Source organism: Gilliamella sp. B2923 (assembly GCF_026536565.1).
Taxonomy (GTDB): Bacteria; Pseudomonadota; Gammaproteobacteria; order Enterobacterales; family Orbaceae; genus Gilliamella.
The window spans coordinates 99,951-113,728 of sequence record NZ_JAFNNZ010000007.1 but is presented as its reverse complement, the minus strand read 5'-3'; the positions used below and the strand labels follow the sequence as shown (position 1 = coordinate 113,728).

The 13,778-nt window shown below is 37.5% G+C and carries 14 protein-coding genes; 7 read left to right on the top strand and 7 right to left on the bottom strand.

Annotated elements, in window-relative coordinates:
* The first annotated feature begins 1 nt into the window (after position 1).
* Positions 2-1,243, top strand: coding sequence for a lipoprotein-releasing ABC transporter permease subunit LolE (gene lolE / locus J3U42_RS08880; RefSeq protein ID WP_267336245.1), 1,242 nt, complete (start codon positions 2-4; stop codon positions 1,241-1,243).
* Positions 1,244-1,302: 59 nt separating this feature from the next.
* On the opposite strand, the gene J3U42_RS08875 is transcribed toward lolE, so the two are convergent.
* The 3 genes from J3U42_RS08875 to J3U42_RS08865 form a co-directional block, all read right to left on the bottom strand.
* Entirely contained in the window at positions 1,303-2,031 is a 729-nt protein-coding gene (locus J3U42_RS08875) for a rhomboid family intramembrane serine protease (RefSeq protein WP_267336244.1), read from the bottom strand.
* Positions 2,032-2,095: 64 nt separating this feature from the next.
* On the bottom strand, positions 2,096-2,590 hold the full coding sequence (locus J3U42_RS08870) for a GNAT family N-acetyltransferase (protein WP_267336243.1): 495 nt from the start codon (positions 2,588-2,590) through the stop codon (positions 2,096-2,098).
* 1,204 nt (positions 2,591-3,794) lie between these two features.
* Positions 3,795-4,379, bottom strand: coding sequence for an IMPACT family protein (locus J3U42_RS08865; RefSeq protein WP_267336242.1), 585 nt, complete (start codon positions 4,377-4,379; stop codon positions 3,795-3,797).
* Between the two features lie 54 nt (positions 4,380-4,433).
* Here J3U42_RS08865 and nfi point away from each other — a divergent pair, with 54 nt between their 5' ends.
* Together nfi and J3U42_RS08855 are read left to right on the top strand one after the other, a co-directional pair.
* The gene (nfi, locus tag J3U42_RS08860) at positions 4,434-5,105 is read left to right on the top strand and encodes a deoxyribonuclease V (protein WP_267336241.1); all 672 of its coding nucleotides are present in this window, start codon (positions 4,434-4,436) and stop codon (positions 5,103-5,105) included.
* Complete coding sequence (locus J3U42_RS08855) at positions 5,095-5,841, top strand: tRNA1(Val) (adenine(37)-N6)-methyltransferase (protein WP_267336240.1); 747 nt, start codon at positions 5,095-5,097, stop codon at positions 5,839-5,841. The genes nfi and J3U42_RS08855 overlap by 11 nt, the downstream gene beginning before the upstream one ends.
* A gap of 15 nt (positions 5,842-5,856) precedes the next feature.
* On the opposite strand, the gene J3U42_RS08850 is transcribed toward J3U42_RS08855, so the two are convergent.
* The 3 genes from J3U42_RS08850 to apt all read right to left on the bottom strand — a co-directional run bounded on the left by J3U42_RS08850 (position 5,857) and on the right by apt (position 8,985).
* A complete protein-coding gene (locus J3U42_RS08850; RefSeq protein ID WP_220219532.1) occupies positions 5,857-7,266 on the bottom strand; it encodes a basic amino acid/polyamine antiporter in 1,410 nt (469 codons plus the stop codon).
* An 87-nt stretch (positions 7,267-7,353) separates the two neighbouring features.
* Entirely contained in the window at positions 7,354-8,124 is a 771-nt protein-coding gene (gene ddaH, locus J3U42_RS08845) for a dimethylargininase (RefSeq protein WP_267336239.1), read from the bottom strand.
* A 309-nt stretch (positions 8,125-8,433) separates the two neighbouring features.
* The gene (apt, locus tag J3U42_RS08840) at positions 8,434-8,985 is read right to left on the bottom strand and encodes an adenine phosphoribosyltransferase (protein ID WP_220219534.1); all 552 of its coding nucleotides are present in this window, start codon (positions 8,983-8,985) and stop codon (positions 8,434-8,436) included.
* A 286-nt stretch (positions 8,986-9,271) separates the two neighbouring features.
* On the opposite strand from apt, the gene J3U42_RS08835 reads away from it, so the two are divergent.
* The 3 genes from J3U42_RS08835 to J3U42_RS08825 are packed head-to-tail and all read left to right on the top strand — an operon-like array spanning position 9,272 to position 12,759.
* Positions 9,272-10,621 (top strand): vWA domain-containing protein, encoded by a 1,350-nt coding sequence (locus tag J3U42_RS08835; protein ID WP_267329368.1) that lies wholly within the window; start codon positions 9,272-9,274, stop codon positions 10,619-10,621.
* A 3-nt stretch (positions 10,622-10,624) separates the two neighbouring features.
* A complete protein-coding gene (locus J3U42_RS08830; protein WP_267329367.1) occupies positions 10,625-12,076 on the top strand; it encodes a sensor histidine kinase in 1,452 nt (483 codons plus the stop codon).
* Positions 12,073-12,759: a response regulator transcription factor gene (locus tag J3U42_RS08825; protein ID WP_267336238.1), complete on the top strand. Its 687-nt coding sequence runs from the start codon at positions 12,073-12,075 to the stop codon at positions 12,757-12,759. The genes J3U42_RS08830 and J3U42_RS08825 overlap by 4 nt, the downstream gene beginning before the upstream one ends.
* Here the strand turns inward: J3U42_RS08825 and J3U42_RS08820 are convergent.
* A complete protein-coding gene (locus tag J3U42_RS08820) occupies positions 12,756-12,926 on the bottom strand; it encodes a hypothetical protein (protein ID WP_267336237.1) in 171 nt (56 codons plus the stop codon). The genes J3U42_RS08825 and J3U42_RS08820 overlap by 4 nt on opposite strands.
* Before the next feature lie 166 nt (positions 12,927-13,092).
* On the opposite strand from J3U42_RS08820, the gene J3U42_RS08815 reads away from it, so the two are divergent.
* A complete protein-coding gene (locus J3U42_RS08815; RefSeq protein ID WP_220219538.1) occupies positions 13,093-13,740 on the top strand; it encodes a DUF421 domain-containing protein in 648 nt (215 codons plus the stop codon).
* Positions 13,741-13,778: the final 38 nt, after the last annotated feature.

Below are 13,778 nucleotides of genomic sequence, written 5' to 3'. Positions count from 1 at the left end.
TATGATTTTATCTCTCTTTACCGCCATTAGATTTCGCCGAGGGCGCCGTAAAAGTGGCATGGTGTCGTTAATTTCAATTGTTTCAACCTTCAGTATTGCTATAGGTATAGCGGCGCTAATTATTGGTTTGAGTGCCATGAATGGCTTTGAGCGTGAACTGCATAATCGGGTTTTATCGGTCGTGCCGCACGGTCAATTATATCCGGAAATCGGTAACTTAGATAATTGGCGAGATATCCAACAAGAGCTAAAAGATAATAGCCCAAACATAGTTTCAAGCGCTCCTTTTGTCAGTTTTACCGGTTTGGTTGAAAACGGGAGTAAGCTCGGTGCGGTCGAGGTGCAAGGAGTTGATCCGGTGCAAGAGCAACAAATCAGCGCTTTACCTAATTATGTTTTAAATGATAAATGGTCATCGTTTAAGGCAGACCAGCAACAAATTATCCTTGGATCTGGGTTAGCCAAAAGTTTAGCGGTGAGCGAAGGAGATTGGGTATCGTTATTAATTCCGGTATCAAGCGAACCGAATCAGCTTAAATCCCCGAGAAGGGTACGTTTACAAGTGCAAGGTATTTTAGAATTAAGTGGCAGTTTAAGTAATAATATCGCTTTAGTGCCGTTGAGTGATGCGCAAAATCTGCTAGATATGGGTGACAGCGTCACGGGTTTAATGATCAATGTGAATAATCTTTATCAAGCCAATCAGATCATCGGCCTGGCGGCATTAAATCTTAACGAAAATATGACCTTCAACAGTTGGGAAAACAGTTTCGGTTTTATGTATCGTGATATCCAAATGATCAGGCAAATTATGTATCTGGCAATGATTGTCGTGATTGGCGTTGCCTGTTTTAATATTGTCTCAACCTTAGTTATAGCGGTAAAAGATAAACAACGAGATATTGCGATTTTAAAAACCCTTGGTGCAACCAACCGCCTAATTAGACATATCTTTATTTGGTATGGGGTTATCTCAGGCTTGATCGGCAGTATCATTGGGGTGATTTTAGGGGTGCTAATGTCTTGGCAACTTTCAAACATAATGAAAGGGGTTGAGTCATTAATGGGGCATAAAATTTTGAACAGTAATATCTACTTTATCGATTTTTTACCGTCCGAAATTCATTTTCTTGATGTGTTAATTGTCTTTGTAACCGCGATGCTGTTAAGTTTGATTGCCAGTTATTATCCAGCCCGACGAGCGTGTAAAATCGATCCGGCACGTATTTTAAATAGCTTTTAATCGTCTGATTGATTTTAAAAAAAGGCGTTATATTGAGGTATATAACGCCTTTTTTTAGTTTAATAATAGTAGCGATAGTTAGCAGGAAATTGATAATCTAGATAAGCTAGATATAAACCTACGGCCGCTATTATAAAAATTATCCCAATAATGATATTTAATAAACTGCTAGAGTATTTAAACTTTCGTAGACATGCCGAAACTATCCCACCGAGAATAAATCCGGTTACGGCACCGCCAATATGCGCCATATTATCGATAGACGGTAGCAAGCCGATTGCGGCGGTAAGCACTAAACTGACAATAATTGATTTTATTGGCAGCTGCTCCATATCAACGTGATTAACAAGTGAAAACGCCAGGAAAGCCGTAATAATACCTAAAATCGCTCCCGATGCCCCACAGCTAATCACAACCACATTTATTGTGGCAATATCACTGGCTAAACTGCCATAAAGTCCGGACAGAAAATAGATACCTAAAAAAGCAAAAGGTGGGATGACTCTTTCTAAAATGCTGCCGACACTCCATAAGGCAAGCATATTCATCGCTAAGTGGGTAACGCTAATATGTACAAAAAGATTGGTAAACATGCGCCAATATTGACCGGAGAAAGTCAATTGCGCAACATCCGCCCCCCAGTCAATCAAAAACGCGTTATCATGAGTGGTAAGTCCTCGACTATCAAGCATTCGGGATATAATAAAATAGGCAACATTTATTACCACAAGTGAGCTGGTAATTTTGGTTTGTTTGGCTAAAAAAAGTGTCTGTTTTAATAAACTCATAACGAAATAATCCTTTCAGATAAATCAGTAGAATAAAGCGATATCATTGTCAGTCAATAAACGGTTAATTTAGCGGCTTACCAAAAATGACTAAATCACGTGAAATACCGTCAAGTTCGGCAACATTTGGCAATAATCCCCATTGTTGATAGTGCATTTTTTTAAATAAATTGACACTGGCGGTGTTGTGTCCAAAAACAAAGCTAAGAATAGTCTTTATGCCTGCTTGCTGAGCAAATGCTTCAATCTTTGCCACCATTATTTGTCCGATTTTTTTACCTCTAAAATCCTGATGAAGATAGAGGCTGATCTCAACAGTTTTATCATAAGCCGGCCGACCATAAAATGATGACAAACTCACCCAGCCACAAGGTTGGTTGTGATATTTGATTAGCCAAAGGGGGCGATGTTGAGGATTGTGCTGGTTAAACCAATCGAGCCGACTTTCAACAGTAACCGGATTGATATCAGCCGTTACCGAACGACTGGCAATGGTTGAATTATACACATCAACAATAAAGGCTAAATCATCTAAAGTGGCATCACAGTATGTAATCATAATGAATCTAAAATTTGGACAGTGTGATTTATTGTAATTTGATTATCACAGGCAAGCAACCGAGAATATAAAGCAATCTACTTGCCGAATTTGTCTGATTGGCTTTAACAACTTTAGGTAAGTGATATTGAGTGTATTAAACGCCCGGGACAAATCTCGTTACTCGACCCAAAGCCATAAACTTGCATTGAAATATCAATGGCTATTTTGAAAACGGTTTTATACTGAAACATAGGTATTATCTGAAAGTTTTTGACAGGCTATTTTGAGGCGATTAAGTATTAATCTAATTTTCTAAATGCCTGTATCTGTTTCAAAGTAACGCTAAGGATAGGGTATTTAATCCGACAGAAATGGTTTTAAGCACATCGTTGATTTATTTTTTTATATAAGCTTTTATACTAAAACATAGGTATTTTCTGAAAGTTTTTGACAGGCTATTTTGAGGCGATTAAGTATTAATCTGATTTTCTAAATGCCTGTATCTGTTTCAAAGTAACGCTAAGGAAAGGGTATTTAATCTGGCAGAAATGGTTTTAAGCACATCGTTGATTTATTTTTTTAAAAACGTTTTTTACTGAAACATAGGTATTTTCTGAAACTTCTTGACAAGCTTTTTAAGTAGATTAAGTGTTAATCTAATTTATTTAAATGTTTGTATCAGTTCCAAAGTCACGTTTAGGATAAGGTATTTAATCTGGCAAAAATGGTTTTATACATATCATTTGTCTATCTTTTTAAAAACGTTTTTATACTGAAACGTAGGTGTTTTCTGAAACTTCTTGTCAAGCTTATTTAGGTAGATTGAGTGTTAATCTGCTTTATCTAAATGTTAGTATTGCTTAAGGGGAGGGTATTAAATCTGGCAGAAATGGTTTTATACATATCATTTGTCTATTTTTTTAAAAACGTTTTTATACTGAAACATAGGTGTTTTCTGAAAGTTCTTGTCAAGCTTTTCAGGCAGATTGAGTGTTAATCTAATTTATTTAAATGCCTGTATCTGTTTCAAAGTAACGCTAAGGATAGGGTATTTACTCCGACAGAAATAGTTTTAAGCACATCATTGATTCATCTTTTTAAAAACGTTTTTTACTAAAACATAGGTGTTTTCTGAAACTTCTTGTCAAGCCATTTAAGTCAATTTCGTTTTGATTTGTTATACAGCTTGTTGAGTAACGGTATTATTGTCTTACTCACGTTGTTAGGGTAATTGGATAATCACTCGCCCACGGGTTATGTCGCTGATGTTTTTTTGTAGTATTGCGGTTTTATCTTCAGTGATTGCCAAACTAACATTGACGCCTTGTGCATCAAAATCTTGATTTTCAATAATCGCATCAAGCTCTTTAAGTCGATTTTCAATGATAGGCCATTCACTGTAATAGCAGTGAAATTCGACCGGTATGCGTGTGATAAGCTCAATCAGTTCTGCTTGTTGTAAACAGTGGCTGGCACTGCCGCCATAGGCTCGTATCAAGCCACCGGTACCCAGTTTTATACCACCAAAATAACGGGTAACCACCACCACGACTTGATCACAATCTTGCCCTTCAATGGCCGATAAAATAGGGCGCCCGGCGGTGCTGGTCGGTTCGCCGTCATCATTAAAGCGATACTGTTGCCCAATCTTCCACGCCCAGCAGTTGTGGGTGGCATTTGGATCACTGATTTGGTCAATAAACTCTCCGGCTTGCTGGGGATTTACCACCGGCGCCGCATTAACAATAAAGCGGCTTTTTTTGATCTCTTCGATAAATTGGGTCGGTTTTGCTAATGTATATGGCATACTAATTCTGGTAAAATCGATTTATTGCCATAGATCATACTCAGCGAAATAGAAATGTCTATCAATTTAGAACAATTAAAACAATCACAACAACAATTAGCCGGGCAGGTTAAATTAACTGATGAGTTTAGCTCATCGGTGAAATTAATTGGTGGAACCGATGTGGGTTTTGAAGATGACGGTCGAATTACCCGAGCAGCCATTGTGATTTTAACTTACCCGCAATTGGTGCTGGTTGAGCATCATATCGCTCGTATAGAGACGACCTTTCCCTATATTCCCGGCTATCTCTCTTTCCGTGAGTATCCGGCTTTACTTGCCGCCTGGCAACAAGTTGAACATAAACCGGATTTGCTTTTTGTTGACGGTCAAGGCATTGCCCATCCTCGCCGCTTAGGCATCGCCAGCCATCTTGGGTTGTTATTGGATATGCCAACTATCGGTGTGGCTAAAAAGCGCCTTTGCGGTCAATTTCAGCCGATTGCCAAAGTCGCCGGTAATGTCACTGCGTTAATTGATAAACAGGCGCAAATTGGTTGGGTTCTACAAAGCAAAAATAACTGTAATCCATTATTTATCTCACCCGGTCATCGTGTTAGTTTCGATGGTGCGCTCAAATGGGTGAACTTATGTTTACGGGGATATCGCTTACCGGAGCCGACACGCTGGGCGGATGCGGTTGCGTCCAATAAACCTTTATTTAAGAAATTTTGCCATGACAACTGATCAAACAGCATTAAAAAAAGGCGGATTTACCTTTAAGCGCTTTTTTGTCGCCCACGATAACAGCCCAATGAAAGTGACGACCGATAGCTGCTTATTAGGTGCTTGGACGCCACTGGAACCGATGCCCAAAAAGGTGTTGGATATTGGTTGCGGTTGTGGTGTTATTGCGTTAATGCTAGCGCAACGTTTAGCAGGTACCGATTGTCAAATCGATGCGATTGATATTGATGAGCAAGCGGTGAAACAGTGCCAGCAAAATAGTTTGCAAGCCGATTTTCAATCGATTAATGCGATGACTGCCGATCTTAATCAGTTTCAATTAAATCAAGCCCATTGTTATGATCTGATTGTGACCAATCCGCCTTATTTTGCCTCAGCCGTTGCCTGCCGAACTACAAGGCGGCAGTTTGCACGTTATACTGAAACGTTAAGCTTTACAGAGCTTATTGCCTCAGTTAAACGACTGTTGTCGTTAAACGGGCTTTTTTGTTTAGTCCTGCCTTATCACTTAGCCGATCAGTTTAAGATGTTATGTGAGTCAAATCAGCTCTATTTACACCAGCAGATGAATGTTAACTATAATGCAGATAAAGACTATTCGTTGTCACTAATGGCGTTTGCTTTTGAGCCAACGCACAATGTTTTAACCCAGCAACTTTGTATGCGTGATGTTGACGGGCGGTACTCAAAAGCGTTCAGAGCGCTATTGACTGACTTTTATCTGTTCAGAAAATAACGCCATTTACTGATATTAACTTGGCAGGATATAAAAATAGATGATAGCAATGATTGCCAGTGTAATGATTGCTATCGCATAAAGTTTATCATGCAGATAGCTAAATGCAGGTAAGTTTCGCTGTTTGCGGGCATAAAGATAAAAAACCAGCCCCACACTATATAAAATCATCGATAACAGTAAATAGGACATGCCGCCTGCATAAATCAGCCAAAATCCGTAGATAGATCCGGCTGAGCCAATCAATATCAGATAAGCTTTACCACGATTTAAAGCGAGTTTAAACACAAACAGCGCCGCTAATAAATAGGGGATAAGTACCATTGATGTCGATAACTGAATCAAGGTGTTGTAACCGGATTGATGAAAGTGCGCCAGAATAATTAAAATGGTAACCAAACACGTAGTTAACCATAACGCATTGGCCGGGGTGCCGTTTTTATTAAGTTTACCAAAGCATTTTGGTACGGTGTGCTTTTCACCTTGTCCGGTGAGAAAGAGCATTTCAGCCGCTAACATCAGCCATGATAATAAGCCGCCACTGACTGACACAATCAAACCCAGATTAATAAAGGTCGCGCCCCAACTGCCGACGACTCGCTCAATCACTAACGCCATAGACGGGTTTTTCATTTCGGCAAGTTCATTTTGTGGCACAACGCCCAACGATAAGACCGAAACACAAACCAATAACAGACTGGTGATGGCAAAGCCAAAAAATGTTGCTCGACTAATGCTGATCATATTTTTGGCTCGAGCAGCATAGACGGTCGCACTTTCAATACCTAAATAGACCCAAACCGTGTAAAGCATGGTGTGCTCGATCTGCTCGATGATTGTGCCAAGCTGTGGTGAGCCCCAAAAATCGATCTTAAAGGTATTTACCTTAAATGCCAAAATGACACAAATAATAAATAGCCCAATGGGGATGATTTTGGCCAGAGTAACTAAACAGTTAAGTAAAAATGCCCGATAGATGCCTTTTAAGACAAAAAAATGGACTATCCATAAAAAAATCAGTCCGGCAATTACTGACGGCAAGGTCGTTCCGTCGCCAAAATAATTAAAACAATCAAACGAGCCTATCGCACTAAAAAGAATCACTAAATAACTGGCACAGGCCATCCATGCTGATATCCAGTATCCCCATGCAGCATTAAAGCCGATGTAATCGCCAAAGCCTTCACGTACATAGCCGTATAAACCGTCGTTAATTTTATAAAAACGGATTGAGAGATATTGAAATATTCTCGTTAGCATTAACATGCCAAATAGGGTAATGACCCATGCAATTAAAATAGCGCCGGCGCCAGCGCCTTCAGCCATATTTTGCGGTAAACTAAAAATCCCGCTGCCAACAATACTACCCACCACCAAAAGGGTAAGCGGTAGGATGCCGAGTTTTTTTCTTACTGGTGTATTCATTGTGTTTTCTTTTTGGTCAATTAAATTGAAATAGGCTCGTATAATTATTGTTTCTCGTCTAACTATTATTTCTCGTTTAACAATGGTTTAGAATCGTAATGACATACAACTTACACCACCGTCAATTTTACGGTATTCCGAGGTATCGACTTCAAGAACGATATAACCTAATGCTTCAATTTTTGCTTTAGTTATCGGGTAACCTGAAGGCATAATGACCCGCCCATTAACCCATATACAGTTGGCGGCATAACTTTCTTGTTCCGGTATGGTAATAATATTAAGATGTTGAAATTCCGGTTTAGTAATAAACTCGCCGGCGGCAAGTAAGTTATTGTTTTCAAGGTAAGCAAGGCCGGTTTTTAGATGTAGCACTTTTTCTAAAGTGACAACCGAACCAGTTAAGCCATATTTTTGCAAAATAGCGATCATTTGATCTGCACCTTCTTGATTAGTGCGGGCAGATAAACCAATGTAGTAATGATCACCAACCATCATAATATCACCAGCTTCAACCGTTCCCGGCGCGGTAATGCGTTCTACTTTATTTGGGTAGAATCGTTCAATCGTGTCGATCATAATTTCAGTCTCTTCACGGCGGCTAGGTGCGCCGGGGCGAGTGATAATTGCGCAATGCGGTGTGCACAGCGTGACATCTTCGACAAACACTGAATCGGGGAAGCGCTCATCGGCGGGTAAAATGGTAATATCAACATCACATTGCTGTAAGGCTCGAATATAGTTGTTATGTTGATCTAAGGCTTTTTGATAATCGGGCTTACCTAAATTTGCTGAAGTTAATCCGTCAACCAATGATTTAGCAGGTGTTCGGGCAATAATATGACTAAATTTTTTCATCTATTTACATTTCCTTTCTTTATAAATAATTATGCTTTGATTTTGCATAATAATTCAGTTTATTGGCTTAATCAAGCATTAATATGCTTTTTTATGCATTTATATTGTGATGCGGGGATTGCGTATGTATGATTTGGAGTCAGCGATAAAGTGATGATTATCTTTTGAAAAAAGAAAAGGAAAGGGCAATATGTTAATGAACTGTTAAAAAATGGTAGTAATTTCGTTAGTTATGAGTAAAGCCTTATCCATGGCTTTTATGCTGATTTTGGTGGTGCGAGGGCGATAGCTTCACCCCCGTTTAGTCGGTTATTCACCATGAAAGTCGATGAGAGTAAAACAGTTAATACCTAAATCGGTTAATTTTGTTTTACCATGCAGATCCGGTAAATTAATCACAAAAGCCGCATCTTGAGCAATGCCACCTGCTTTTTCAATTAGTTTGGCGGTTGCAGCAACAGTCCCACCGGTTGCTAGCAGATCATCAATGATTAATACTCGTTCGTTAGGTTTGATAGCATCGCAATGCATTTCGAGGGTATCAGTGCCGTATTCCAGTTGGTACGCTTCGCTAAATACGTGACGCGGTAACTTATGCGGTTTTCTAACTGGTACAAATCCTACGCCTAATGCTAAGGCGATAGGGGCGGCAAAGATAAATCCACGGGCTTCGGTGCCGACAACTTTATCGATTTTTTTATCTCGATAGTGGTCAATCAGTAATTCAACAGCGGTTTTAAATGCAATAGGGTCTTCAAGTAAGCTGGTAATATCACGAAATAAAATCCCTGGTTTAGGATAATCGGGAATAGTGATGATGCTGTTTCTGATAAGTTCAAGTTTTTCTTGTAACTGAGTCATATTCAAGATTCTCTATATGTTCTCTATAAGAGTTGCTAATTTTTTATTATATACCTTTGCTCTTTAAGCTGGCAATAAACAAAAAATGACATGTTGGTTAAATAAGGCAATTGCTGTTATATTAACCTGTAAATTTTAAAGGAATTCTATTCCTCAATCCTGTTTAAAGGTCTATTTTCAAACTCGTAATTGTTTTTACATACTTTTACATATAAATACATGCATTAGACATTTTGATTGGCAAAAGTTGGATAATTAAATAAACTTTTCACAAAGGGATGAAACAATGAAAATGATTAAACTAATAACTGCTGTAGGATTTACCCTATTGAGCTTTATGAGTCAGGCTACCGATTTGGTTAAACCTCGAATTCAAGTTCAGTCTGAACTTGCTCAGCCAATTATTCTGGAAAATGGTGAAGAAAAGAATTATCTGAGAATATCGTTAATTGGTGAAAAAAATGAACCGACTGGACGTGTACCTATCAATTTGGCAATTGTTATTGATCGTTCAGGCTCGATGTCAGGCGAACGTATCAAAAAAGCGAAAGAAGCCGCTATTTTAGCTGTCAATATGTTAAATGAGGACGATACTTTATCAATTATTGCTTATAATACTAATGCTGAAGTTATTCTGTCTTCAACCAAAGTCAAAAATAAACAAAAAATAATAAGTTTAATTGAAAAAAATCTGGTTGCAAATGGCGGTACAGCCTTATTTGCTGGTGTAAGTAAAGGGATAAATCAGGTTTCTAAACAACTTTCACGGGATAATGTTAACCGTATCATCCTCCTTTCGGACGGACAAGCTAATATAGGGCCATCTTCTGTATCGGAATTATCCGAATTGGCGATTGTAGCGGCTAAAAAGAATATTGCCATTAGTACTTTTGGTATTGGCGATGACTATAATGAACAACTGATGTCTTCAATTGCCAGTTACAGCGACGGTAATCATGTATTTGTTGATGATACTTCCAAACTTGAAAATGTATTTGTTCGGGAATTTAAAGATGTCATGTCCACTGTAGCGCAAGATATTGTTATTACCATTAATCTTAAAGATGGCACAAAACCTGTTCGTTTAATGGGTCGAGATGGTATCATTAAAGGTAATAAAGTGATTATTAAAATGAACCAGCTATATGCAAATCAAGAAAGGTATGTATTATTAGAAGTTATTCCACCAAAAGGAAAAGCTGGCGAAAATAAAACTTTAGCAAATATCGAATTTTCGTATAATGACTTACTTAATAAGAAAGTAGAAAAAGAAAATCAGACCGTCAATATTGCTTATACCAATAAGCAAGATGTGGTAGATAAAGCGGTTGATCCAAATATTATTGCTGAAAGTGAAATACAAAAAGTTATTCTGGCAAATGACGAAGCGGTGGCACTGTATAATCAAGGAAAAACGGAAGAAGCTAAATCACTATTAACTGTTTCTGCAGAGAAGCTTTCAGAAGAATCAATGCGATACATGGGTATCGCTCCCGAAGCTAGCGAAAAGATGAAAGCACAAATGGATATTAATCAGGCTTTAGCTGATGCAATCGAGAAGGATGATGCAAAAGTTGCTCGTAAGAAAATGGTCGAAAAACAATTTCAATCGAGACAAAATAAAATCGAAAAATAACTTATGAAAAAATTAACAGCGATCCTATCTCTTTGTATATTTATTATGGCTTTTAGCTATCTTGGTTGGCGCACGCTAGAACACGAAGTAATAAAACGCGAAAATCAGGAGAAGTTGTTAGCACAAAGCCGTGCAGAAAATATAAAGTCTTTAATTGGATCGCTGTTAACCCAGCGATCGACCTATTTTAATAGCCTGTCTGACATATTATTATATGATGAATCAAATATAGATAAATTGTTACAAATCCAAACTGATGTAAAAAATATTTTTGTGATTGACCATGGTGTTATTAAATATTTAAGCAATGATACAGATAAACAATGGTCTCAATTAGTTGAATCTATTGGATATGATAACTCGATTTTATTTAACCATAATACTCAAAATGAACAGCACCGTTCGAGCACAGGTTGGTATCAAGCCTATAATTACCTAGTTTATTGGTCAATCCAGTCAGATACCATTATCGGTTTTGAACTTTCTAATATTAAATTATCATTAGATGTGATCAATCTGTTAGATGAAAAGGCAATGAACGATAGCTTTAATTTATCTAATGATGAAAAGCAGATTTATAATAACGGGGAAAAGTACCCTAATGAAATTGTGATCTCATTAGATTATCCGTTACAAAATTGGCAATTAACTTATTATTATCAATCAGCAAATTTAACCAATATCTATATTTTTGGTGTCAGTGTTATTGTTTTATTTATTCTGATAATTTTAGGACTTGCTCTCTATTGTTATCGTGAATATACCCAAACATTACGTTTGGCAAAACAACAAGTTAGCTTTGTCGGGCAAGTGTCTCACGAATTTAAAACACCATTAACCAATATCTCTCTCTATTCTGAAATGCTCAAAGAGCGATTAATTGATGAAGTCCAACCGGTACCGGATTATTTGGATGTGATCACCAGTGAAAGTAATCGGCTGACAAGATTAGTACAAAATGTGCTCAATTTTAATAAGCCAGCTAAACTCAATATTAAACCCGTCAATATCACTCAGCTTGTAAAGCAAATTTATTTCACCTTTAGGCCGGTTTTGGAAACCAAGTCTTTAGAACTGAATTTAATTTGTGATGTTCATTATGATTTTATGATGAATACGGATCAAGACAGCGTGATACAGATCATCAGCAACTTTTTAAGTAACGCTGAGAAATATGCTTCAAATGGCCAAAAAGTTGATTTAATTCTGACTGAACAAAATCACAAAGCCATTATTACCGTTCGAGATTATGGTAATGGTATTGCTAATAATCAATTAAAAAAGATTTTTAAGCCTTTTTATCGAATTAACTCTTCAATTACCGAAGGCGTTTCGGGCACTGGTATTGGTTTAACTATTGCAAATCAATTAGCCCAACAGCTCAATGGTAGTATCAAAGTGACTAATGAGAAACCAGGCGTTGCGTTTTCATTAATCTTAATGGAGTCAAAATGAAAATTTTAATTGTCGAAGATGATCAATATATCCGAAAGGGGATGACCGATCTTTTAGAGCAGGAAGGCTACACCGTTATTGAGGCTTCCAATGGTACAATCGCTCTTGAGCTATTTAGTAAAAACCCGCCCGATTTTGTTATTTTAGATATTATGATGCCGGACTTAGACGGTTACTCTGTTTGCCGTGAGATTCGCAAAGCTAATGATGATGTCCCCATTTTATTTTTATCGGCCAAAGATGAAGAGATTGATCGGGTGATTGGTCTAGAATTGGGTGCCGATGATTACATGAGTAAGCCTTTTGGTATCCACGAACTCAGAGCAAGAATCAAAGCCATTGCCAAACGTTATCTTAAATCTCAACTCTCTTCTAATCAAACATCCAGCCCATTTTTTATTTTTGGTGATTTATGGATTTACCCAACCGAACTTTGTGCCAAACGAAATGATCAAGTTATTGAGCTTTCATTGCGTGAAGTAAAAATCTTAGAGTGCTTATATCAACATAAAAATCAGGTTGTCACTCGCGATATGTTGTTTGATTATGTATGGGGCTATGATTATTCACCCAATAGCCGAACGTTAGATCAACATATTTCTAAGTTGCGTAAGCAAATAGAAATCGATCCACTCAACCCAACTTTAATCAAAACCGCACATGGACTGGGTTATCGGTACTAGGCGATAACGGTTTTGATCGGTTTAGATTTGTCACGCTCTTTATGCGTTGCGGTTCGTTGCTGTTCGTTACTGTAGTCTGCTGGCTTTAAACTATCATCTGTAATAGCTCCAGCCGAATACGGGTGGTATTGAATAAACAGATTATGTGGTATTTTAAATGTGTTCAAGATTGGCATTTCGCAAATGGGCGAAATACATTTAAACCATTAATCGTGTCAATTTTTTCTTAAAAGCGTCACTTTCGCTGCTGTGCTGTTTTTAGTTCTATTCATTTGTTTTTATAACCCTATAACTTGTTTGATGTTTTATCAATACTATTGGAGTAAGACTAAAATGAATTATTACGATTTTTTAATTATTGCAGTGAAATTATTTGTCGTGTTTATCTGTATCATTTTATTTCTTAAAATCACCGGTAAAACATCGTTATCTCAAATGTCCAGCATTGATTTTATCGGTAATATGATTTTGGGTGGTATTGCTGGCGGCATCATCTACAACCCTAAATTAACGATATTTGATTTTTTGGTTGTGCTACTGATGTGGACAACGATTATGTATGTTTCCAACTATTTAAAAAAGAAAAGTCAAAATGCCAAAGCCTTTATTGTCGGTAATCCCATTGTATTAATGGATAAAGGCAAAATTAAATTAAATGAATTTGCGGCGGTTAATTTAGACATGTCGAGTTTTGCCGTTTTATTAAGGATGAAAAACATATTTACCATACACGAAGTTGAAAAGGCGATTTTAGAGCCTAATGGGCAACTGTCGGTCATTAAAAAAGGCGATAAAGGAATAGCATCAATCGTGCTGGAAAACGAAGAGCCGTTAGATGATGTACTTAAAGATTTAGGAAAAGATGAAGATTGGCTAAAAGCGAAATTAGCTGAGCAAGGTTATCACAGTTATGAAGGGCTATACTGTGTTGAATACTATAACGGGCATCTATTTATAATTCCTAGCGATGCGGTTAATTAATCAATCATAGTAATTGCAAACAATTTTGATAAACCTTA

Bases quoted from the DNA above. Each gene is read 5' to 3' on its own strand.
- apt (WP_220219534.1), bottom strand. From the start codon at position 8,985: ATGACTCAGTTACAAGAAAAACTTGAACTTATCAGAAACAGCATCATC.
- J3U42_RS08875 (WP_267336244.1), bottom strand. From the start codon at position 2,031: ATGAGTTTATTAAAACAGACACTTTTTTTAGCCAAACAAACCAAAATT.
- J3U42_RS08830 (WP_267329367.1), top strand. From the start codon at position 10,625: ATGAAAAAATTAACAGCGATCCTATCTCTTTGTATATTTATTATGGCT.
- J3U42_RS08865 (WP_267336242.1), bottom strand. From the start codon at position 4,379: ATGCCATATACATTAGCAAAACCGACCCAATTTATCGAAGAGATCAAA.
- J3U42_RS08835 (WP_267329368.1), top strand. From the start codon at position 9,272: ATGAAAATGATTAAACTAATAACTGCTGTAGGATTTACCCTATTGAGC.
- J3U42_RS08815 (WP_220219538.1), top strand. From the start codon at position 13,093: ATGAATTATTACGATTTTTTAATTATTGCAGTGAAATTATTTGTCGTG.
- nfi (WP_267336241.1), top strand. From the start codon at position 4,434: ATGTCTATCAATTTAGAACAATTAAAACAATCACAACAACAATTAGCC.
- ddaH (WP_267336239.1), bottom strand. From the start codon at position 8,124: ATGAAAAAATTTAGTCATATTATTGCCCGAACACCTGCTAAATCATTG.
- lolE (WP_267336245.1), top strand. From the start codon at position 2: ATGATTTTATCTCTCTTTACCGCCATTAGATTTCGCCGAGGGCGCCGT.
- J3U42_RS08855 (WP_267336240.1), top strand. From the start codon at position 5,095: ATGACAACTGATCAAACAGCATTAAAAAAAGGCGGATTTACCTTTAAG.
- J3U42_RS08850 (WP_220219532.1), bottom strand. From the start codon at position 7,266: ATGAATACACCAGTAAGAAAAAAACTCGGCATCCTACCGCTTACCCTT.
- J3U42_RS08870 (WP_267336243.1), bottom strand. From the start codon at position 2,590: ATGATTACATACTGTGATGCCACTTTAGATGATTTAGCCTTTATTGTT.
- J3U42_RS08825 (WP_267336238.1), top strand. From the start codon at position 12,073: ATGAAAATTTTAATTGTCGAAGATGATCAATATATCCGAAAGGGGATG.